At 69.6% G+C, this 21,809-nt stretch carries 18 protein-coding genes and 2 tRNA genes; 15 read left to right on the plus strand and 5 right to left on the minus strand.

Annotation, left to right across the window (positions count from 1 at the left end):
* Window positions 1-61: 61 nt before the first annotated feature.
* Together ACWD6P_RS00515 and ACWD6P_RS00520 are read left to right on the plus strand one after the other, a co-directional pair.
* Entirely contained in the window at window positions 62-1,207 is a 1,146-nt protein-coding gene (locus ACWD6P_RS00515; RefSeq protein WP_451441758.1) for a PP2C family protein-serine/threonine phosphatase, read from the plus strand.
* A 228-nt stretch (window positions 1,208-1,435) separates the two neighbouring features.
* Window positions 1,436-2,314: an ABC transporter ATP-binding protein gene (locus ACWD6P_RS00520; RefSeq protein WP_451441759.1), complete on the plus strand. Its 879-nt coding sequence runs from the start codon at window positions 1,436-1,438 to the stop codon at window positions 2,312-2,314.
* Here the strand turns inward: ACWD6P_RS00520 and ACWD6P_RS00525 are convergent.
* A complete protein-coding gene (locus tag ACWD6P_RS00525) occupies window positions 2,304-3,473 on the minus strand; it encodes an acyltransferase family protein (RefSeq protein WP_451441760.1) in 1,170 nt (389 codons plus the stop codon). The two genes, ACWD6P_RS00520 and ACWD6P_RS00525, sit on opposite strands and share 11 nt — an antisense overlap.
* A gap of 617 nt (window positions 3,474-4,090) precedes the next feature.
* Between ACWD6P_RS00525 and ACWD6P_RS00530 the strand changes: the two genes are divergently transcribed.
* Window positions 4,091-4,285 carry a hypothetical protein gene (locus ACWD6P_RS00530; RefSeq protein ID WP_451441761.1) on the plus strand — a complete coding sequence of 65 codons (195 nt, stop codon included), beginning with the start codon at window positions 4,091-4,093 and terminating at the stop codon, window positions 4,283-4,285.
* A gap of 133 nt (window positions 4,286-4,418) precedes the next feature.
* On the opposite strand, the gene ACWD6P_RS00535 is transcribed toward ACWD6P_RS00530, so the two are convergent.
* Both ACWD6P_RS00535 and ACWD6P_RS00540 read right to left on the minus strand, forming a co-directional pair.
* The gene (locus ACWD6P_RS00535; protein ID WP_451441762.1) at window positions 4,419-4,790 is read right to left on the minus strand and encodes an arsenate reductase family protein; all 372 of its coding nucleotides are present in this window, start codon (window positions 4,788-4,790) and stop codon (window positions 4,419-4,421) included.
* 189 nt (window positions 4,791-4,979) lie between these two features.
* Window positions 4,980-5,050, minus strand: a tRNA-Gly gene (locus ACWD6P_RS00540).
* 182 nt (window positions 5,051-5,232) lie between these two features.
* Between ACWD6P_RS00540 and ACWD6P_RS00545 the strand changes: the two genes are divergently transcribed.
* From ACWD6P_RS00545 to clpX, 5 genes are all read left to right on the plus strand, one after another.
* A tRNA-Pro gene (locus ACWD6P_RS00545) sits at window positions 5,233-5,309 on the plus strand.
* A gap of 233 nt (window positions 5,310-5,542) precedes the next feature.
* A complete protein-coding gene (tig, locus tag ACWD6P_RS00550) occupies window positions 5,543-6,922 on the plus strand; it encodes a trigger factor (RefSeq protein ID WP_451441763.1) in 1,380 nt (459 codons plus the stop codon).
* A gap of 293 nt (window positions 6,923-7,215) precedes the next feature.
* On the plus strand, window positions 7,216-7,818 hold the full coding sequence (locus ACWD6P_RS00555) for an ATP-dependent Clp protease proteolytic subunit (protein WP_451441967.1): 603 nt from the start codon (window positions 7,216-7,218) through the stop codon (window positions 7,816-7,818).
* Window positions 7,819-7,883: 65 nt separating this feature from the next.
* Entirely contained in the window at window positions 7,884-8,561 is a 678-nt protein-coding gene (locus tag ACWD6P_RS00560; protein ID WP_384440608.1) for an ATP-dependent Clp protease proteolytic subunit, read from the plus strand.
* A gap of 180 nt (window positions 8,562-8,741) precedes the next feature.
* Window positions 8,742-10,025 (plus strand): ATP-dependent Clp protease ATP-binding subunit ClpX, encoded by a 1,284-nt coding sequence (gene clpX, locus ACWD6P_RS00565; protein WP_451441764.1) that lies wholly within the window; start codon window positions 8,742-8,744, stop codon window positions 10,023-10,025.
* Between the two features lie 82 nt (window positions 10,026-10,107).
* Here the strand turns inward: clpX and ACWD6P_RS00570 are convergent, their stop codons facing one another.
* Window positions 10,108-11,052, minus strand: a complete 945-nt coding sequence (locus ACWD6P_RS00570) for a hypothetical protein (RefSeq protein ID WP_451441765.1) — start codon at window positions 11,050-11,052, stop codon at window positions 10,108-10,110.
* A 164-nt stretch (window positions 11,053-11,216) separates the two neighbouring features.
* Here ACWD6P_RS00570 and ACWD6P_RS00575 point away from each other — a divergent pair, with 164 nt between their 5' ends.
* Entirely contained in the window at window positions 11,217-13,838 is a 2,622-nt protein-coding gene (locus ACWD6P_RS00575; protein ID WP_451441766.1) for a valine--tRNA ligase, read from the plus strand.
* Here the strand turns inward: ACWD6P_RS00575 and ACWD6P_RS00580 are convergent.
* Entirely contained in the window at window positions 13,804-14,985 is a 1,182-nt protein-coding gene (locus ACWD6P_RS00580; protein WP_451441968.1) for a hypothetical protein, read from the minus strand. The two genes, ACWD6P_RS00575 and ACWD6P_RS00580, sit on opposite strands and share 35 nt — an antisense overlap.
* A gap of 284 nt (window positions 14,986-15,269) precedes the next feature.
* Between ACWD6P_RS00580 and ACWD6P_RS00585 the strand changes: the two genes are divergently transcribed.
* From ACWD6P_RS00585 to mreC, 6 genes are all read left to right on the plus strand, one after another.
* Complete coding sequence (locus tag ACWD6P_RS00585; protein ID WP_451441767.1) at window positions 15,270-16,718, plus strand: peptidoglycan D,D-transpeptidase FtsI family protein; 1,449 nt, start codon at window positions 15,270-15,272, stop codon at window positions 16,716-16,718.
* A gap of 126 nt (window positions 16,719-16,844) precedes the next feature.
* Window positions 16,845-18,359: a bifunctional tetrahydrofolate synthase/dihydrofolate synthase gene (folC, locus tag ACWD6P_RS00590; protein WP_451441768.1), complete on the plus strand. Its 1,515-nt coding sequence runs from the start codon at window positions 16,845-16,847 to the stop codon at window positions 18,357-18,359.
* Window positions 18,360-18,361: 2 nt separating this feature from the next.
* Window positions 18,362-18,748 (plus strand): DUF4233 domain-containing protein, encoded by a 387-nt coding sequence (locus ACWD6P_RS00595; RefSeq protein WP_451441769.1) that lies wholly within the window; start codon window positions 18,362-18,364, stop codon window positions 18,746-18,748.
* A 102-nt stretch (window positions 18,749-18,850) separates the two neighbouring features.
* Entirely contained in the window at window positions 18,851-19,264 is a 414-nt protein-coding gene (ndk, locus tag ACWD6P_RS00600) for a nucleoside-diphosphate kinase (protein WP_451441770.1), read from the plus strand.
* Between the two features lie 294 nt (window positions 19,265-19,558).
* A complete protein-coding gene (locus tag ACWD6P_RS00605; protein ID WP_003985182.1) occupies window positions 19,559-20,578 on the plus strand; it encodes a rod shape-determining protein in 1,020 nt (339 codons plus the stop codon).
* A gap of 296 nt (window positions 20,579-20,874) precedes the next feature.
* Complete coding sequence (mreC, locus tag ACWD6P_RS00610) at window positions 20,875-21,807, plus strand: rod shape-determining protein MreC (protein WP_451441771.1); 933 nt, start codon at window positions 20,875-20,877, stop codon at window positions 21,805-21,807.
* The last annotated feature ends 2 nt before the right edge of the window (window positions 21,808-21,809 follow it).

The following is a 21,809-nucleotide window of genomic DNA, read 5'->3' on the forward strand; positions in this document are numbered from 1 at the left end:
GGCCGGGCTGACGTGCGGCGAATCGACGCGCCGCCGAACGGGTGGATAGGGTCCCAGAGCGATGACAAGCGGCCCGGGAACGGAAACCCTGACGGCCCGGGTGCACAAAGGCCTGCACCGGGCTCGCGTCGGCGTGCGCAAGGCCGGGGTCGACTACTTCCGCGGAGAGGGCTCCGACCACTTCGCGCTGGCCGCCCTGCTGATCGCCATCCCCGCCATCGCCGCGGGCACGCTCTGGCACCCCGAATGGATCGCCCCGACCGCCCTGGTCCTCCCGGTGATCGCCGGCGGTCTGCTGCTGCGCCCGGCCAACCTCCTCGTCCTGTACGGCGCCTCCGCGGCCGCGCTGGTCGTCGAGTCCGCGCTGTTCGGCCCGTACGACCGGGGCCCGGACCGGATCACTCCGGGCACGGTCCTGGTCGTGGCCGCGGTCGGGTTCTTCGGGCTGCTGATCGCGCAGTTCCGCAGCCGGGTCGGGGTGCCCTGGCGGCGCGGCGGCACCATGCTCTTCGACCTGCGCGAACGCATCCGCGTCCAGAGCAAGCTGCCCAGACTGCCCAAGGGCTGGCACCACGAGATGGCGCTGCGCCCGGCCGGCGGCCAGTCCTTCTCCGGCGACTTCGTCGTCGCCTCCCGCACCCACGGTGGCAGCATCCTCGAAGTGGTGCTCACCGACGTCTCCGGCAAGGGCATGGACGCCGCCTCCCGCGCGCTGCTGCTGTCCGGCGCCTTCGGCGGCCTGCTGGGCTCCCTGCCGCCGCACGGCTTCCTGCCCGCCGCCAACGGCTACCTCCTGCGCCAGGACTGGGACGAGGGTTTCGCGACCTCCATCCACCTCGTCCTCGACCTGGAGTCCGGCGACTACGAACTTCTCTCCGCGGGCCATCTGCCGGCCCTCCAGCTCAGCGCGGGCAGCGGTCGCTGGGAGGAGAAGCCGGGCGAGGGGCCGCTGCTCGGTGTCTACGACGGCGCCCAGTTCGACCCGGTCAAGGGGACGCTGCGGCCCGGCGACGTGCTGATGCTGTTCACCGACGGCCTGGTCGAGGCCGCCGACCGCGATATCGCCGAGGGCATCGACCGGCTGACCGGCGAGGCCGACCGCTATGTCGCCAGCGGCTTCGCGGGCGCCGCGTGGCATCTGATCGAGGCCGTCGCCAAGGACGTCAACGACGACCGGGCGCTGCTGCTGATCTGCCGGGACGCGTAGTACGTGGTCCGGGACGCGTAGTACGTAGTACCGGACGCCTAGTACGTAGTACGGCGGGCCGCGTGGCCGGCGGCGGAGGGCGGCCGAACCGGCCGGGGTGGGGTTTTCCTCAGGTTAAGTGTGCGGTCTTCCTCATGGTCGCGGAGGGGGCCGGATCCGTACGTTGAATGCGGAGCAACCGGTCGTGACGAGGGCCGGGCCGGACGACGGGACGGGGGGCGCGACGCCATGGGGCTGCGCAGCAGGCGAGGGGACGCAGAGCACGCCGCGGCGGCGGGCGGACACGCCGTCGAACTGAGGGGGGTGCGCCGCCAGTACGGCCGTGGATCCGGCGCCGTCCAGGCGCTGCGCGGTATCGATCTGGCGCTGCCGCGCGGCTCGTTCACCGCCGTCATGGGCCCCTCGGGCTCCGGGAAGTCGACCTTCCTGCAGTGCGCGGCCGGCCTGGACCGCCCCACCGCCGGCTCGGTGAGGCTGGCGGGCACGGATATCAGCCGGATGAGTGAGAACCGCCTCACGGCCTTGCGCCGCAACCGTCTGGGCTTTGTCTTCCAGTCGTTCAACCTGCTGCCGGCGCTCACGGTCGAGCAGAACGTGCTGCTGCCGATGCGGCTGGCCGGGCGGCGCCCCGACCGCGGCCGGGCGGCGGAGGCGCTGGCCCGGGTGGGCCTGGGCGAGCATGCCCGGCGCCGCCCCGGTCAGCTGTCCGGTGGGCAGCAGCAGAGAGTGGCGATAGCCCGCGCCCTGGTCACGGAGCCTGATGTGATCTTCGCCGACGAGCCGACCGGCGCCCTGGACACCGGCACCGCCGCCGAGGTGCTGGGCCTGCTCCGGCATGCCGTCGACGCACTCGGTGCGACGGTCGTGATGGTCACCCATGACCCGGTCGCCGCGTCCTGGGCCGACGATGTCCTGATACTCGCCGCGGGCGCCCTCGCCGACCGCCTGCGGGCCGCCACCCCCGAGGAGATAGCCACGCGTATGGCCGGTCTCACGGCCTCGGGCCGGCCGTCTGCGCCCCACCCCGGCGGGGCCGCGGACCCGGGGCCGGCCCCGGTCATGCCACCGGGACCGGCACCGGCCATGGCGGGAGCGGTCAGGAGGTGACGCGTTCCCGGGACCGGGCCGTGTCGGCCGGGTCCTTGCGGAACGCCCAGGCCATCGTCGGCTCCATCGCGAAGCGGAAGACCTTGCGGACCGGTGGTGTGCACAGCGCCGTCACGATGGCCGCAGCGATCACGGTGACCGCGATCTCGCCGAGCGGAGTGTGCAGCCAGGCGTAGTCGTCGAACCATCCCCAGAAGCGCGAGCCCTTCGCCAGGAAGCCGTGCAGCAGATAGCCGTATAGCGTCCCGGCGCCCAGCACCGTGAACCACGTCCGGCGCGCCGGCACCCAGGAGAAGAAGCAGGCCACGAGCACGAGCGAGCAGCCGAAGAGGGCGGGCGTCATCACCGCGCCGATCCACCAGGTCGTGCCCAGTTCCTGTGCGCTGTCACGGTGGTAGAACCACGCCGAGGACATCCGGGGCGCCGCCCAGTAGGCCATCACCAGCGCGCACGCGAAGATCGGCACGGATGCGATCCGCACCGCCCGCCGCCGCACCAGCTCGAAGTGCTCCCGCCGCAGCGACAGTCCCAGCACGAAGAAGGGCAGGAACTGCAGCACCCGCTGGAGGTCCAGATCGTCGCCGATGTCCGGCGACACGGACGCGAGTACGGCGATGGCCACCGCGAGCGGAATCGGCCAGCGCACCACCTTCCACAGCGGAGTGGTCAGCCGCCAGACGAACAGTGCCACCAGGAACCACGTCAGGAACCAGGGATCGAGGAGGCTGATGGGATGCCCCGGATCGTCGTCCGCCCAGCGCTTGAAGAAGGCATAGGCGGTCTCGAAGAGGATGTAGGGCACGGCGACCCCGGTGACCAGCCGCTGCAGCCGGTCCTTGCGCATGTCGAAGCTGCGCGAGAAGTAGCCGGAGATGATGATGAAGGCCGGCATATGGAAGGTGTAGACGGTCATATAGAGCGCCTCGGCGGCCCGGCTGCCGTCGGTCAGCGGTTCCCACGCATGGCCCATCGCCACCAGCACGATGGCCAGGTACTTCGCGTTGTCGAAGAACGCGGCGCGGCCACCGGTCTTCGGCCCGGACGCCGCGGTGTCCTCCGGCACACCCGGCGGCTGCGCCGCGGGCTCCGTGCGGTCCGTACCCGCCGCCTCCCGGGCCGGGGGGAGTGCGCGTCGAGGTGTGGGGGCAGCGGGAAACATTTGACGCACGATAGCGGCGGTCGACGAATGCGTAAAACCGCATCCAAGCCATTCCTTATTTCGCCGGGTGCCGCCGGGGACGCCATACGGATAAAACCAGCAATCGACGAAGCGTAACCTCCCGCCCTTCCAGACGATTTGCCACGCTTCATACCCCCAAAAGGGTTGATATCCCCTGAGAACGACGCAGGGGGAATGTCCGCTTCTAGGGCGTTATGGGTCCGTGGCGCCGGTCACTCTTTCCGCCTTCCGTGCGGCCGTGACGGACGCCACGAATATGCGAATTTCCTGGTCCGCCGACGAAGGATCCCCGAAGGGAAATGATCAGAATGACGCTGCGGAATTACAGGGGTGGCCGCGCTCACATGAATTCCCGGTGCCCCCGACCGCGCCGCGCCCGGTGTCCCGCCGCCATGCCGCCGTCACCCGCACGCGGCCTCCCCGCCGCCCGCCCGCCGCCCCGCGGCCGCCTGCGGCCGGAATCGGGCAAAGCGTTGGCCGATGATTCGTCACCGGCCTGCAGTGGGCATGGAGTTGGTGGCACGATGGGGTGTCGGGGGGTGTGCGCGGCATGCTCCCGGGCCGGTGAGGCGTTCCGACCAAGGGTGTGATCAGTTGTGGCTCTTTCGCTGTCAGTTGTGCTGCTGTTGGGGATCATCCTGATCGTGCTGATCAGAGGAAAGTCACTCAAGGCAGGTCCGGCGATAGTCGCCGTACTGTTCGGCTTCTTCCTCGCCTCCACCGGCATGGCGCCGTCCATCAACCGGTTCTTCAACTCCCTGGCGGACACCATCAACCACATCACGTTCTAGCCGCGGCCGTTCCAGGTGCCCGCCGGTCCCTGAGGCAGGGTCGCCGCGCGAGGGCCGGCCCGCTGGGTCCGGCCTGCGAGGCCGAGACGTACAAGGATCGCCGGAGCGAGGTCCGGTCCCGCCGCAACGAGGTCTATTCGCCGCCGGTCCGTGCCACGACCTCGCGTACGGCCTCCTCGCTGCGCCCCACGAGCGCCGACCCGTCGTCCGCCGTGATGATCGGCCGCTGGATCAGCCGGGGGTGCGCCGCCAGAGCCGCGATCCACCGCTCCCGCGCGGCGTCGGTGCGCTCCCACTCGCCGAGCCCCAGCTCCTTCGCCTCGGCCTCCTGGGTCCGGGTGATGTCCCAGGGCTCCAGTCCCAGCCGCGTCAGCACATCGCGCAGTTCGCCCGCGTCCGGCGGGTCCTCGAGGTATTTGCGCACGGTGTACTGAGCGCCCTCGTCGTCCAGGATCCGGACGGCGGAACGGCACTTGGAACACGCGGGATTGAGCCAGATCTCCATGCCGGCCACTTTATTGATCCGCGCGCCGGGAGCGAAGAGGCATGCGCGGGAACGGAAGAAGAGGCACCCGCGGGAACGGCCGCGAAGGCAGGCGCGAACGGCCGCGACGGCAGGGCCGCGAGGTAAAGCAGCCGGCGTTCCGGAAAGCGGAAAACCCCAGGCCATAAGGCCCGGGGCTTTCTCGTGAAGAGCGGGCGACGGGAATCGAACCCGCGTAGCTAGTTTGGAAGACTAGGGCTCTACCATTGAGCTACGCCCGCAGGCGCCGCCGGTCGCTGGACCTCGGCACGCAGTGCATCCTAGCGGGTCACAGCGGTGCACCGCACACCCCTTCTCGGATGCGCCGCCCGGCGCCGCGTCCGCGCGCCCACCACCCCGACCGGGCATCCCGATAACTGGCAGCCGTTCTGTCTGCGGCCATGTACCCTACGTGTCGCACCGACGGGGTGTGGCGCAGCTTGGTAGCGCGTCCGCTTTGGGAGCGGAAGGTCGTCGGTTCGAATCCGGCCACCCCGACCAGCAGGTCAGCCCGGCAGCAGCAGCCGGGCGCAGCCCCCGAGCCCACCGGGCCCGCCCGCGAGATCGGCGGGGCGTGCAAGATCACGTTGTGGGCGTCATCTTCTCTGCGGTTACTATGCAAGCTGCGTGCCCGTGTGTCTGTGTACCGGGCGTGATCGACCGGGCCCGGATCAGACCGGTGGCCGGTGGATCTCAAGCAGAACCCCAGAAGTCAGCCCCAAGGAGACCGAACCGTGAAGAGCGCCGTGGAGACCCTGAACCCGACTCGGGTTCGGCTCACTGTCGAGGTGCCCTTCGAGGAGCTCAAGCCCAGCCTCGACGCGGCGTACAAGAAGATCAACCAGCAGGTCACGGTGAAGGGCTTCCGCCAGGGCAAGATCCCGGCCCGTGTCATCGACCAGCGGTTCGGCCGCGGCGCCGTGCTGGAGGAGGCCGTCAACGACGCGCTCCCGAAGTTCTACACCGAGGCGGTCAACGAGGGTGAGCTGAACGTCCTCGGCCAGCCCGAGGTCGACATCACCGAGCTGAAGGACGGCGAGGTGCTGGCCTTCACCGCCGAGGTCGACATCCGCCCGGCCCTGGAGATCCCGGACTACTCCGGTATCGAGGTCGAGGTCGACGCCGTCGAGGTGTCGGACGAGGACGTCGACAAGTCCGTCGAGCAGCTGCGTGAGCGCTTCGCCTCGACCTCCCCGGTCGAGCGTGCCGCCCAGGACGGCGACGTGCTGACGGTGAACCTCGAGGCCAAGGTCGACGGCGAGGTCCTGGAGGACGGTGTCGCCGAGGGCGTCACGTACACCGTCGGCTCCGGTGAGCTGCTCGACGGCATCGACGACGCGGTCAAGGGCCTGGAGGCCGGCGGCAGCGCGACCTTCACCTCCGAGCTCAAGGGCGGCTCCGCCCAGGGCAAGGAGGCCGAGGTCAAGGTCGAGGTCACCGAGGTCAAGTCCCGCGAACTGCCCGAGCTGGACGACGACTTCGCGCAGCTGGCCAGCGAGTTCGACACCCTTGACGAGCTCAAGGCGGACAGCCGCAAGCGCCTCGAGCAGATGAAGAAGTACGACCAGGCCACCCAGGCCCAGGAGAAGGTGCTCGACGCGCTCCTGCAGCTGGTCGAGGTCCCGATGCCCGAGAAGCTTCTCGAGGACGAGATCAACACCCGCAAGCACAACCTGGTCAACCACCAGCTCGCCCAGATGGGTCTCGACCTCGCGAAGTACCTGGAGATCCAGGGCAAGACCGAGGAAGAGTTCGACGCCGAGACCAAGCAGCAGGCGGAAAAGGGCATCAAGACCCAGTTCATCCTCGACGAGCTGGTCAACAAGGAGAAGCTGAACGTCAGCCAGGAGGAGCTCACCGAGCACCTCATGCGCCGCGCGCAGTCCTCCGGCATGTCCCCCGACCAGTTCGCCCAGGCCGTCGTCGAGGGCGGCCAGGTGCCGATGCTCGTCGGTGAGGTCGCCCGCGGCAAGGCCCTCGCGGTCGTCGTCGAGGCCGCCACGGTCAAGGACACCAACGGCGAGGTCATCGACATGGAGGACGAGGACGAGGCCGAGGTCGCCGAGACCGTCGTCGCCGAGGCCGAGGGCACCGAAGAGAAGTCCGAGGCCTGAGCCGCGGCCGCCCCGCGGCTTCGCTGAACGCCTGATGTACGGGCCCGAACACGCACGTCCGCGTGTTCGGGCCCGTCCGTCGTACCGGCCGGTGAGCCTGCGCTCACAGCGAACAGTTATCGATGCGGGATGGCGTTGTCCGACCTGCGCGTTAGGGTCCGTAGATACGAGGGCAGGGGAGTCCCCGAAACCGCGCCGGGCCACACACGGCGCCGATCCCCGCGCCCCAGAAGACGACGCTGAGACGGCCCCTGGCCGTCCGACAACGAGCAGGTGGACACGTGACGATCCCGATGCCTTCCGCCGCCGCTGAGCCGACCTACGGTGGCCTCGGCGACCAGGTCTACAACCGGCTGCTCGGCGAGCGGATCATCTTCCTCGGCCAGCCGGTCGACGACGACATCGCCAACAAGATCACCGCGCAGCTGCTTCTCCTCGCCGCGGACCCGGACAAGGACATCTTCCTCTACATCAACTCCCCGGGCGGCTCGATCTCGGCCGGCTTGGCGATCTACGACACCATGCAGTACATCAAGAACGACGTGGTGACGATCGCGATGGGCCTCGCCGCCTCGATGGGACAGTTCCTGCTGAGCGCCGGCACCCCGGGCAAGCGCTTCGCGCTGCCGAACGCCGAAATCCTCATCCACCAGCCCTCCGCGGGTCTGGCCGGCTCCGCGTCGGACATCAAGATCCACGCCGAGCGGCTGCTGCACACCAAGAAGCGGATGGCGGAGCTGACGGCCTTCCACACCGGCCAGACCGTCGAGCGCATCACCCAGGACTCGGACCGCGACCGCTGGTTCTCCGCCGACGAGGCCAAGGAGTACGGCCTGATCGACGACGTGATGACCTCCGCCGCCGGTGTTCCGGGCGGGGGCGGCACCGGGGCCTGAGCCCCGCAGCACTCGCCCCAGCCACCCCAGCCCACTTGATCGCCACCAGGATGGTGAACACCACGATGAACAACTTCCCCGGCAGCGGCCTCTACCAGCGCCCGGAGGCCGAGTTCTCCGGCCCGCGCGCCGAGTCCCGCTACATCGTCCCGCGCTTCGTCGAGCGCACGTCGCAGGGTGTGCGCGAGTACGACCCGTACGCCAAGCTGTTCGAGGAGCGTGTGATCTTCCTCGGCGTGCAGATCGACGACGCCTCGGCCAACGACGTCATGGCGCAGCTGCTGTGCCTGGAGTCGATGGACCCGGACCGCGACATCTCGATCTACATCAACAGCCCCGGTGGCTCCTTCACGGCGCTCACGGCCATCTACGACACGATGCAGTTCGTGAAGCCGGACATCCAGACGGTCTGCATGGGCCAGGCGGCCTCCGCCGCGGCCGTGCTGCTCGCGGCCGGCACCCCCGGCAAGCGGATGGCGCTGCCGAACGCCCGGGTGCTGATCCACCAGCCGTACAGCGAGACCGGCCGCGGCCAGGTCTCCGACCTGGAGATCGCCGCCAACGAGATCCTGCGGATGCGCTCGCAGCTGGAGGACCTGCTGGCCAAGCACTCCTCCACGCCGATCGAGAAGATCCGTGACGATATCGAGCGTGACAAGATTCTGACCGCCGAGGAGTCCCTGGCGTACGGTCTGGTCGACCAGATCGTCTCGACGCGCAAGTCGTCCGTCTCGATCGGTTAGGGATCTGCTCGCGATCTTCGCGAAGTGAGCCGGAGCGTTGCCCCCTTGGACCGGTACGGGATCGAGTGAACCGAGTCGGTCCAAGGGGGGCCCGTACGGGGGGCCCGGCAAGGTACCGTCGATAGGCAAGCACCCGGGTCCGCGGAGCAATGCGGATCCCAGGCGAAGGGGAAGCACCTCGTGGCACGCATCGGTGACGGCGGCGACCTGCTCAAGTGCTCATTCTGCGGAAAGAGCCAGAAGCAGGTGAAGAAGCTCATCGCGGGACCTGGTGTGTACATCTGCGACGAGTGCATCGACCTCTGCAACGAAATCATCGAGGAGGAGCTCGCCGAGACCTCCGAGGTGCGCTGGGAGGAGCTCCCCAAGCCGCGGGAGATCTACGAGTTCCTCAACGGCTATGTCGTCGGCCAGGAGCCCGCCAAGAAGGCGCTGTCGGTCGCCGTCTACAACCACTACAAGCGGGTGCAGGCGGGTGAGAACGGCCCCGGCCGCGGCGACGAGGGCATCGAGCTGGCCAAGTCCAACATCCTGCTGCTCGGCCCGACCGGCTCCGGCAAGACCCTGCTCGCGCAGACCCTCGCCCGGATGCTGAACGTCCCCTTCGCGTTCGCCGACGCCACGGCCCTGACGGAGGCCGGCTATGTCGGTGAGGACGTCGAGAACATCCTCCTCAAGCTGATCCAGGCCGCGGACTTCGACATCAAGAAGGCCGAGACCGGCATCATCTACATCGACGAGATCGACAAGGTCGCCCGGAAGAGCGAAAACCCCTCGATCACCCGCGATGTCTCCGGCGAGGGCGTCCAGCAGGCGCTGCTGAAGATCCTGGAGGGCACCACCGCCTCCGTGCCGCCCCAGGGCGGCCGTAAGCACCCCCACCAGGAATTCATCCAGATCGACACGACGAACGTCCTCTTCATCGTCGGCGGCGCCTTCGCCGGCCTGGAGAAGATCATCGAGGCCCGGTCCGGCGCCAAGGGCATCGGCTTCGGCGCCACGATCCGCTCCAAGCGCGAGATCGAGTCCAAGGACCAGCTCCAGGACGTGATGCCGGAGGACCTGGTGAAGTTCGGGATGATCCCCGAGTTCATCGGCCGTCTGCCCGTCCTCACCTCGGTCCACAACCTCGACCGCGAGGCGCTGCTCCAGATCCTGGTCGAGCCGCGCAACGCCCTGGTCAAGCAGTACAAGCGCCTCTTCGAACTCGACGGCGTCGAGCTCGACTTCGACCGCCCCGCCCTGGAAGCCATCGCCGACCAGGCCATCCTCCGCGGCACCGGCGCCCGCGGCCTGCGCGCCATCATGGAGGAGGTCCTCCAGGCGGTGATGTACGAGATCCCCTCCCGCAAGGACGTGGCCCGCGTCGTCATCACCGAGGACGTCGTTCACTCGAACGTGAACCCGACCCTGGTCCCCCGCAACCGCACCGACTCGGGCGAGCCGCAGGAGAAGAGCGCGTAGGACGCGCCCGGCAGACGTACCAGAGCCGCCCGGCAGCAGGTCGCTGCCGGGCGGCTCTGTGGTGTCCGGGACGACGGCGCCGCTACTTCTCCTTGCGGACCTCGTTGCGGATCTTGGCGGTCTTCTCGGAGAGGGCCTCGGCGCCGGGCGTCGTTGCGGTGGTGGCGCCGGAGGGGGAGGGGGCGGCCAGCATCTGGACGACGCCGACGGCGCTGTTGTCGCCCCAGATGCAGGTGGAGACGTTGACCGGCACCGTCACGCCGCCCTGGGAGACCGTGACCTTCTGCGCCCGGCACTTCATGACCGCGCCGTCGAAGTCGCTGGGCGAGTACTCGGTCGTCGCGGTGACGTCCTCGACCTTGGCGCCCCTCGTGGACTTCTTCTGGCTCTCGTCGACCTTGGCGAACATCTGGCTGACGGTGCCCTCGGGGTCGGCGATGTCGCCGTACACGCCCATCAGCTGCATCGTCAGGCCGCCGGTGGTCTTGTAGGCGCCCCGGACGCCCTTGCTGTTGGTGATGCCCAGCGCCTTGGCGTCCTTGTCGTTGGTGAGGTCCTCGGAATCCTGGCCGGTTCCGGGGGTCTTCGAGAACTCCGCGTTGAGCAGCTTGTCCGGCAACGAGATCGTGTAGGGCTTCACATCCCCGCCCGACCCGAAGACGAAGTACGCGCCGACGCCGATGGCCGCGACGACCGCGACCGCGCCGACGATCAGGCCGATCTTCTTGCCGTTGCCGCCGGACTCCGGGGGGCCCTCGGGGATCAGGCCGTAGGGGGTCTGCTGGCCGCCGTACGGGGGCTGCTGGCCGTAGGCGGGCTGGGCGGGCTGCTGGGGGTAGCCGTAGCCCTGCTGCGGGGGCACCTGGCCGCCCTGGGGGTAGCCGTAGCCCTGCTGGGGCACCTGGCCGCCCTGCTGCGGGTAGCCGTAACCGGGCTGCGGAGCCGGCGGCTGCTGCGGCTGGCCGTACGGGCCGGGCTGCTGGGGCTGCTGGCCGTACGGGCCCGGAGGCGGCTGGTTGAAGCTCATGGAGCGTTCCCCTCGTGACAACTGAAGACAGTTGAAGTTCTGCGTATGAAGTTCGGCGTGATGTTTATGCGCTGCCGACATCCTGTACGACGCCGCTGACAGCCGGTGCCCCGGGGGCGAAACCGATTCGAAGCTGCTACATCCGCGCCCGTACACTGTCGGTCGTGACCGAGAACACTCAGCAGAGCAACCACAGCGTCCCCGAACTGCCGACTCAGTACACGCCGGCCGATGTAGAGGGGCCGCTGTACGAGCGCTGGGTAGAGCGGGGTTACTTCGAGGCGGACGAGAAGAGCGACAAGCCGCCGTACACCGTCGTCATCCCGCCGCCGAACGTCACCGGCTCCCTGCACCTGGGGCACGCCTTCGAGCACACGCTCATCGATGCGCTCACGCGCCGTAAGCGGATGCAGGGCTACGAGACGCTCTGGCAGCCGGGTATGGACCACGCGGGTATCGCTACCCAGAACGTCGTCGAGCGCGAACTCGCCAAGGAGGGCGTGTCGCGGCACGACCTGGGGCGCGAGGCGTTCGTCGAGCGCGTCTGGCAGTGGAAGGACGAGTCCGGTGGGCAGATCTCGGGCCAGATGCGTCGTCTGGGCGACGGCGTCGCCTGGTCCCGTGAGCGGTTCACGATGGACGAGGGGCTGTCCAAGGCCGTCCAGACGATCTTCAAGCGGCTCTACGACGACGAGCTGATCTACCGCGCCGAGCGGATCATCAACTGGTGCCCGCGCTGTCTGACCGCCATCTCGGACATCGAGGTGGAGTACCAGGACGACGAAGGCGAGCTGGTCTCCATCCGCTACGGCGAGGGGGACGCGTCCATCGTCGTGGCGACGACGCGCGCCGAGACGATGCTGGGCGACACCGCCGTCGCGGTCCACCCGGAGGACGAGCGGTACGCCCATCTCGTCGGTACGGAGATCGAGTTGCCGCTGACCGGGCGGCGGATCCCGGTCGTCGCGGACGAGCACGTCGACCCCGAGTTCGGTACCGGCGCGGTGAAGGTCACGCCGGCGCACGACCCGAACGACTTCGAGATCGGCCAGCGGCACGGCCTGCCGAGCCTGGCCGTCATGGACGAGCACGCGGTGATCACCGCGCACGGCCCGTTCCAGGGCCTGGACCGCCTGGAGGCCCGCAGCACCATCGTCGGTGCGCTGCGCGCCGAGGGCCGGATCGTCGCCGAGAAGCGCCCGTACACGCACTCCGTCGGGCACTGCTCGCGCTGCAAGACCACGATCGAGCCGCGGCTGTCGATGCAGTGGTGGGTCAAGGTCGGCCCGCTGGCGAAGGCCGCGGGTGACGCGGTGCGGGACGGCAAGGTCGCGATCCACCCGAAGGAGATGGAGTCGCGGTACTTCGGCTGGGTGGACAACCTCCACGACTGGTGCATTTCGCGGCAGCTGTGGTGGGGCCACCGCATCCCGGTCTGGTACGGGCCGAACGGCGAGGTCGTCTGCGTCGGGCCCGATGACGAGGCGCCCACCGGCGAGGGGTGGCACCAGGACACCGACGTCCTCGACACCTGGTTCTCGTCGGGGCTGTGGCCGTTCTCCACGCTCGGCTGGCCCGAGCAGACCCCCAGCGTCGAGAAGTTCTATCCGAACTCGGTGCTGGTCACCGGCTACGACATCCTCTTCTTCTGGGTCGCCCGGATGATGATGTTCGGGCTGTACGCGATGGACGGCACCCCGCCGTTCCACACCATCGCGCTGCACGGCATGGTCCGTGACCAGTTCGGCAAGAAGATGTCCAAGTCCTTCGGCAACGCGGTCAATCCGCTGGACTGGATGGACAAGTACGGATCGGACGCCGTCCGGTTCACGCTCGCGCGGGGAGCCAACCCCGGCGTCGACGTCCCGATCGGTGAGGACTGGGTCCAGGGATCCCGTAACTTCGCCAACAAGATCTGGAACGCCACGCGGTTCGCGCTGATGAACGGCGCGACGGTGGAGGGCGAACTGCCGCCCGCCGAGCAGCTGTCGGCGACCGACCGGTGGATCCTGTCCCGGCTGAACTCGGTCGTCGCCGAGGTCGATGCGTACTACGACGACTACCAGTTCGCGAAGCTGTCGGACACCCTCTTCCACTTCGCCTGGGACGAGGTCTTCGACTGGTACGTCGAGCTGTCCAAGACGACGTTCATGGCGGGCGGACCGGCCGCCGACGCCTCGCGCCGGGTGCTGGGCGAGGTCCTGGACGTCACGCTGCGGCTGCTGCACCCGGTCGTCCCGTTCGTCACCGAGACGCTGTGGACGACGCTGACCGGCGGCGAGTCGATCGTCATCGCCGACTGGCCGGCCGACTCGGGCTTCCGGGACGCGGCCGCGGAGCGGGAGATCGAGACCGTTCAGCAGGTCGTGACCGAGGTCCGCCGGTTCCGCTCGGACCAGGGGCTGCAGCCCGGCCAGAAGGTCCCGGCGCAGCTGGACCTGTCCGGTACGGCGCTGGCGCCGCACGAGGCCGCGATGCGCTCGCTGCTGCGGCTGCAGCCGGCCGGTGACGCCTTCAGCGCCACCGCCTCGCTGCCGGTCGCGGGCGCCACGGTCGCTCTGGACCTGTCCGGCGCGATCGACGTGGCGGCGGAGCGCAAGCGGCTGACGAAGGACCTGACGGCCGCCGAGAAGGAGAAGGCGCAGGCCACCGCCAAGCTGGGCAACGAGGCGTTCCTGGCCAAGGCGCCCGAGCCCGTCGTGGCGAAGATCCGCGGCCGGCTGGAGGCCGCGGAGGCGGACATCGTCCGGATCACGGCGCAGCTGGCGGCTCTCCCGCAGGCGTAGCACCGGTCCGACGGCTCGTCGCAGGCCCCTCGTCCGTATGGGCGGGGGGCCTGCGCCGTCCCCGGCCGTCGCGGCCCCGTTCGCGTACGGGCCAGAAGAGGACGTACGCCGTCGAGACGGCCACGAAGGCCAGCCGGATCAGGCCGCGGGCGGAGTCGTCGGGGACCGCGAAGACGCTGCCGTACAGCAGGATCAGCGCGATCCAGCTCCACCAGGGGACGAGGCGGCGCTGGCCGATGACGTCCCACAGCAGGGTGCCGAGCAGGACGGACGCGGTGTAGTACGTGTAGACGCTGGGGTCGAGGACGATGCGGGCGTTGGCGCCCAGCAGGACGACCGCCGCCCAGCGTCCGCGCCAGACGGCGAGCGCGCCCAGCGCCAGGCCCAGGGCGGCCTGGGCGGGGCGGTCCCAGCCGGGGGTCTCCGGGTCGCCGACGCCCAGCCAGCGCAGGGCGGACGCCGGATGGTTGGGTATGGCGAACTTCGCCGCGGCGAACGACTGCGGATCACCGACGAAGAACGGCAGCCAGGCGAGCGCGACCAGACCCGCGCACCACAGGCCGGCCCGCAGCCACTCCTTCCTCGGCAGGGCGAGCAGCAGCGGGACGAAGGCCAGTGCGGTGGGTTTGGAGTCCATCGCGAGGGCCAGGAAGACACCGGTCAGGGCGGCGTTGCCGCGGGTGACGGCGCGTACCGCGAGGGCGGTGAAGAACAGCGCGAGGACGTCGTCGAGGTGTCCGAAGCGGACCGCCACCTCGATCCACATGGGGATGAAGGCCAGCCCGGCGATCAGGACGCGCTGCCGCAGCCGCTGGTGGTTGGTGCCGGTGCCGAGGAAGTGGTGGGCGGCGCTGCGGCCCGCCAGCACCACGATCCCCAGGCCGAGCAGGGACATCAGGGCCGCGGCGAGGAACTGTCCGGTGGCCTCCGGGAAGGGGTTGAACAGGCCGGCGGTCAGAAAGCTGAGCGGGCCCATCTGGAGCTCGGGGTGGTGCGCGTAGAGATTGAGCCCGCCGGTGCCGTCGCCGGAGGCGCCCTGGTAGATCAGCTCTCCGCCGGTGCGCAGGTAGTGCCAGGAGAAGCCGCCGTTCGGCTCGACGACGGCGAACCACAGCACCGTCCAGGCGCTGAGCAGCACCAGGTGCATCCGCTGACTGATTGCCGGCACTCGAATCTCAGCTCCTGCTTTCCCGTCCGCTGTCCGCTGTCCGCTGTGGCCACCGGGGCGTCCGGCCGCCGGCGATCACCGGGAGGCGCAGCCCGCCGTCGAAGAGGGGGAAATGCGGCGGAAAGGTTGTCCGGGCGGGCGGATCCGGACAGTGCGGGCCGCTCTCATGGCGCATTCATGGCGCTCTCATGAAGCCGGGGCACCGTGGAGCGGAGCGCCGGAGGCCCGGCCGCACCGCACGTCCAGCACGAGGAGCCGCGCCCATGAACAAGCCACTGCGACGGGTCTCGGTCTTCTGCCTCGCCCTGATACTCGCGCTGATGGGCTGGGCCACCTGGATCCAGGGCGCGAAGGCGAGTGACTACAAGGAGGACCCGCACAATCCGCGGGTGGCGATCGGCAAGTACGCGGCGCCGCTGGGCAACATCCTCGTCGGCGGGGAGCCGGTCACCGGCTCCGCCGCCACCTCCGGCACGCTGAAGTACAAGCGGACCTACAAGGACGGCCCGCTGTACGCCCCGGTCACCGGCTTCACCTCGCAGATCTTCGGCAGCAACCAGCTGGAGAGCCTCTACGGCGGCCTCCTCGACGGCTCCGACAGCCGGCTGTACGGGCCCGCCGACGCGCTGACCCGTACGCGGCCCAGGAGCGGCGACGTGGCCACCACCATCGACGCCGAGGTGCAGAAGGCCGGCTACCGGGCGCTGGGCGGCAAGAAGGGCGCCGCCGTGGCCATGGACCCGGCCACGGGGCGGATCCTCGGCATGGTCAGCACCCCGTCGTACGACCCGGGGAAGTTCGCCGGGTCCTCGGCCGCCGACCAGAAGGCCTGGCGGGCGCTGTCCGCCGACACCGACCACCCCGAGGTCAACCGGGAGCTGCGGCAGCCGCTGCCGCCCGGCTCCACGTTCAAGCTGGTGGTCGCCGCGGCCGCGCTGGAGAACGGCCTGTACTCCTCGGTGGACGAGCCCACCGAAAGTCCCGACCCGTACGTGCTCCCGCACACCCGCACCACGCTGAAGAACGAGAGCGCCTCCGCGCCCTGCGAGAACGCGACGATCCGCACCGCGCTCCAGTACTCCTGCAACACCGTCTTCGCGAAGATGGCCGTAGACCTGGGCAAGGACAAGGTGCGGGCGCAGGCAGAGAAGTTCGGCTTCAACGACGGCAAGGTGGACACCCCGGTGCGGGCCGGCAAGAGCGTCTACCCCTCGGACATGGACGAGGCGCAGACCGCGCTGTCCGGCATCGGCCAGTTCGACGACCAGGCGACCCCGCTGCAGATGGCGATGGTCGTCTCGGCCCTCGCGAACGGCGGCGAGCTGAGGACGCCGCAGCTGGTCGACGGGCTGACCGACGGCGGCGGCAACACCGTCCAGCGGTTCGGCCCCAGGACGTACGGCACGGCCGTGTCGGCGCGGACGGCCGCACAGCTGCGGTCGGCGATGCAGACGGTCGTGGACGAGGGCACCGGGTCGAACGCGAAGATCGGCGGACTGACCGTCGGCGGCAAGACCGGTACCGCCCAGCACGGCGTCGACAACAGCGGTACGCCCTACGCCTGGTTCGTCTCGTACGCCCAGGACGCCAAGGGGCGTCAGGTGGCCGTCGCGGTGATGGTCGAGGACGGCCACGCCGCCCGCAACGAGGTCTCCGGCAACGGGCTGGCGGCCCCGATCGCACGGGCGATGATGAAGGCGGCGCTGGGCTAGGGGCTGTCCGATGGATCGCTCCCTGCCAGCCACCGGGGCCACGGCAGCCGGGCCGGGCCGCGGCGCGGGGCGGGCGGTGGGCAGCGCAGCGCACCGCTGTCACAGGTGCCTCGTAGACTTGTCGTCGTGAGCGAGCGCCCCCAGAACGACGACCCCGACCCGACCGACCCCTTCGACGAACTCGTCGAGGCGGAGACCGAGCGTGACCCCGATCTCGCGGTGATCGAGGCCGGCAGCCGGACCCTGCGTGCCCAGGCAGGACCGCCGCAGGGGGACCAGATTCCCGCCCGGCCGGCCGACCCCGAGGTCGACCGCGCGCTGCGCGCCGTGGAGGAGGAGCTGGCCGGCCGCTGGGGCGAGACCAAGCTCGACCCTTCGGTGCAGCGCATCGTGGCGCTGCTGGACATCCTCGGCTCCCCGCAGCGGGCCTATCCGTCCATCCACATCACGGGCACGAACGGCAAGACCAGCACCGCCCGCATGATCGAGGCCCTGCTGTCCGCCTTCGATCTGCGCACCGGCCGCTATACGAGCCCGCACGTCCAGTCCGTCACCGAGCGGATCAGCCTGGACGCCGCTCCGATCTCCGCCGAGCGCTTCATCGACACGTACCGGGACATCGCCCCGTATGTGGAGATGGTCGACGCCCAGCAGGAGTACCGCCTGTCGTTCTTCGAGGTGCTGACGGCGATGGCGTTCGCCGCCTTCGCGGACACGCCGGTCGATGTGGCGGTCGTCGAGGTCGGCATGGGCGGGACCTGGGACGCGACGAACGTCATCGACGGCGATGTCGCCGTGATCACCCCCATCGCGCTGGACCACACCGACCGGCTGGGGGAGACGCCCGAGGCGATCGCCGGTGAGAAGTCCGGGATCATCAAGAAGGACGCCACGGTCGTGCTGGCCCAGCAGCCGGTGGACGCGGCGTCGGTGATGCTCAAGCGCGCGGTCGAGGTGGATGCCACGGTCGCCCGTGAGGGCATGGAGTTCGGGGTGCTCTCCCGTGAGGTGGCGGTCGGCGGCCAGATGCTGACGCTGCGCGGTCTGGGCGGCGAGTATCCCGAGGTCTTCCTGCCGCTGTACGGCGCCCATCAGGCGCACAACGCCGCGGTGGCGCTCGCCGCGGTCGAGGCGTTCTTCGGCGTCGGCTCGGACCACGCCCGCACGCTCGACATCGACACCATCCGCTCCGCGTTCGCCGCGGTCTCCTCGCCCGGCCGGATGGAGGTCGTCCGCCGCAGCCCGACGGTGGTGCTGGACGCGGCGCACAACCCGGCGGGCGCGCGGGCGGCGGCCGAGGCGGTCACCGAGGCGTTCGGCTTCAGCCGGCTGGTGGGCGTCGTCGGCACCAGCGGCGACAAGGACGTCCGGGGTCTCCTGGAGGCCTTCGAGCCGATCTTCGCCGAGGTCGTGGTGACGAGCAATTCCAGCCATCGTGCGATGGATCCCGATGAGCTGGCGGCGATCGCGGTCGAGGTCTTCGGCGCCGAGCGGGTGCAGGTCGAGCCGCGGCTCGACGACGCCCTGGAGGCGGCGATCACACTCGCGGAGGAAGAGGGCGAGTTCTCCGGAGCGGGCGTGCTGGTGACGGGTTCGGTGGTCACGGTCGGCGAGGCCCGGCTGCTGCTGGGAAGGAGCTGACGATGCGCACGCTGTGTGCCAGCACCCTGATAGGCGAATTCTTCGTGATCGGCTTCGCCGGGCTGGTCGCGATGCAGCTGACCGATCTGCCGAAGGCCACGATCTGGACGGTCAGCGGGATCGCGATGCTGCTGAGCATCCTGCTGTGCGGCATGCTGACCCGCCCCGGCGGCGTCCAGCTCGGCTGGGTGCTGCAGTTCGCCCTGATCGCCAGCGGTTTCGTCGTCCCGACGATGTTCTTCCTCGGTGCGGTCTTCGCGGCCCTGTGGTGGGCGTCGGTCCACTTCGGCCGCAAGATCGATGAGGCGAAGGCGCGTTGGGCCGCCCAGGACGAGGCCGCGGGCGAGGCGGCGGCGGGACCGGCGGCCGGGGCGCCGGCGTCGGGCTGATCCGCCCGTCACCTCCCTGGTGGGCGGGTGAAAGCCGGGTGGGCCACCCCTGTAGCCTCAGTGCACCCGCTGACCGTTTGTACGTATACAGGGAGTCCCTTCGTGAGCCAGCGCACGCTCGTCCTTCTCAAGCCCGACGCCGTCCGCCGCGGCCTGATCGGCGAGATCATCGGCCGTATCGAGAAGAAGGCCGGCTGGACGATCAGCGCGCTGGAGCTGCGCAGCCTGGACCGCGAGCTCCTCGAGCAGCACTACGCCGAGCACGTCGGCAAGCCGTTCTACGAGCCCCTGGTCGAGTTCATGTCCTCGGGTCCGGTCGTCTCCCTGGTCGTCGAGGGTGAGCGGGTGATCGAAGGCGTGCGCGCGCTGGCCGGTCCGACTGACCCGATTGCCGCGCCGAGTGGGTCCATTCGTGGGGACTTCGGAACGATCACCCGGGAGAATCTGATCCATGCTTCGGATTCCGAAGAGTCCGCCGAGCGCGAGATCAAGATTTTCTTCCCCGGGATTTCCTGACGCGTAATCAGCTGTACACCCCTCGTGACCAGGGGCGACCGACAAATTCATCGGTCGCCCTTTGGTGTATGCGACTCGATCGGGGGAACGCATCACCGCGACACGACGTCACCATTAAGGGGGGCGGGTGCGTGTACGGCTGACAATGGCGGAACAGCCTCCCGACGTGTTCGAGTGGGCGCACTACGAACTACGATGGAGGCTTCCGCGCCTCACAGCGCATCACCTCCTGCCGACCTCCAGTAAGCATTCGCTCCAGTTGGGAAGGCCAGACGTATCCTCATGGGGAACAACATGTCGTTCATCGGCCGTGACATGGCTGTCGACCTCGGGACCGCCAACACGCTGGTGTACGTCAGGGGCCGCGGAATCGTCCTCAACGAGCCGTCGGTCGTGGCCATCAACACCAACACCGGCGGCATTCTCGCGGTGGGTGCTGAGGCGAAGAAGATGATCGGGCGCACGCCCGGCAACATCGTCGCCGTACGGCCCCTGAAGGACGGTGTGATCGCCGACTTCGAGATCACCGAGCGGATGCTCCGCTACTTCATCCTCAAGATCCACAAGCGTCGCTATCTGGCGCGGCCGCGGGTCGTGGTGTGTGTTCCCTCCGGTATCACCGGAGTTGAGCGCCGCGCGGTCATCGAGGCCTCGACCCAGGCCGGCGCCCGCCAGGTGCACATCATCGAGGAGCCGATGGCCGCCGCGATCGGCTCCGGCCTGCCCGTCCACGAGGCCACCGGCAACATGGTCGTGGACATCGGCGGCGGCACGACCGAGGTCGCGGTCATCTCGCTCGGCGGAATCGTCACCGCCCAGTCCATCCGGGTGGCCGGCGACGAGCTCGACAACGCGATCATCCAGCACATCAAGAAGGAGTACAGCCTTCTGCTGGGCGAGCGCACCGCCGAGAGCATCAAGATCACCATCGGTTCGGCGTACGACCTCGAACAGGACGAGCACACCGAGATCCGCGGCCGTGACCTGGTCTCCGGCCTGCCCAAGACCGTCGTCATCTCGGCCGCCGAGGTCCGCAAGGCCATCGAGGAGCCGGTCAACTCCATCGTCGACGCGGTCAAGACGACCCTCGACAAGTGCCCGCCGGAGCTGTCCGGTGACGTCATGGACCGCGGCATCGTGCTCACCGGAGGCGGCGCCCTGCTCCGCGGCCTCGACGAGCGCCTGCGCCGGGAGACCGGCATGCCCATCCACATCGCCGAGGACCCGCTCGACTCCGTCGCGCTCGGTTCCGGCAAGTGCGTCGAGGAGTTCGAGGCGCTCCAGCAGGTCCTCGACTCCCAGCCCCGCAGGTAGCAACGACCGCGGCCCGACCGCGCAGCGGCCGTCGGACGGCGTCCGCGGCGGTCGGGCAGCACGGCGAACGCAGCCGGTTCGCCGGCGGGCCGCGGAGCGCCGTCCGACGGTGCGACCGCCGATACGAATCGCCGCTGCGAATCGTTGATATACAGGCACAACATCTCGACAGACACGGTGCGCCGAGGCTTCACCGCTCGCCCGCCGTCACAGCAAGGCACAACGCTCAACTCCCGAACGAGACCGGCGGGGCCCGCAGCCGGCCGGTCCTACGAGGAAGGACACGGCCGCCGCACGTGAGGGACACACGAGAGAGCCGGCTGCTGCTGGTGCTGCTGGTCGCGATCGCGTTCGCGCTGATCACGGTCGATATCCGCGGCGGCGAACAGTCCCCGCTCGATGGTGCCCGGCAAGTCGCCGCCTCGGCCTTCGGCCCGGTCGAGAGCGGCGTCGCCCGTGTCGTCGACCCGGTCGGCAACGCGGTCGGCGCCGTACGGGACTCCGGCCGGCGGCACAACCGGATCAGCAAGCTGGAGCACGAGAACGAGGCGCTCAAGGCCAAGCTCGGCTCCTCCGACCGCAACCGCAGCCGCGCCGCCGAGCTCGACAAGATCCTCAAGACCGCGGGCACCGGCCAGTACGCCATCAAGGGCGCCCAGGTCATCGCCATCGGCTCGGCCCAGGGCTTCTCCTGGACCATCACCATCGACGCCGGCAGCCGCGACGGCATCGCCCGCGACATGACCGTGCTCAACGGCGACGGCCTGGTCGGCCGGGTCACCACGGTCGGCTCCGAGACCTCCACCGTGCTGCTGGCCGCCGACCCCGACTTCACCGTCGGCACCCGCATGGAGAAGACCAACGAGATCGGCTTCGCCAACGGGCAGGGCGTCCGCTCGCTGCGCGTCCAGCTCCTCAACGGCAAGGCCACGGTCAGGAAGGGCGACCGGCTGGTCACCTTCGGCTCCAGCAAGGACAAGCCGTTCGTGCCCGGTGTGCCCGTCGGCCGGGTCGTCAAGGTCGAGCCGTCCAACGGAGATCTGACCCGCACCCTGCAGGTCCGGCCGTTCGTCTCCTTCTCCCAGCTCGACATCGTCGGCGTCGTCGTCCAGGCGCCCCGCCAGGACCCGCGCGACACCGTGCTGCCGCCGCGGCCCGCCAAGCCCAAGCCGGCGCCGACGGTCACCGTCACGGCCACCCCCTCCGCGAGCGCCTCCCCCAGGAGCTGACC

The sequence above is a fragment of the Streptomyces sp. NPDC002446 genome (genome assembly GCF_053595675.1).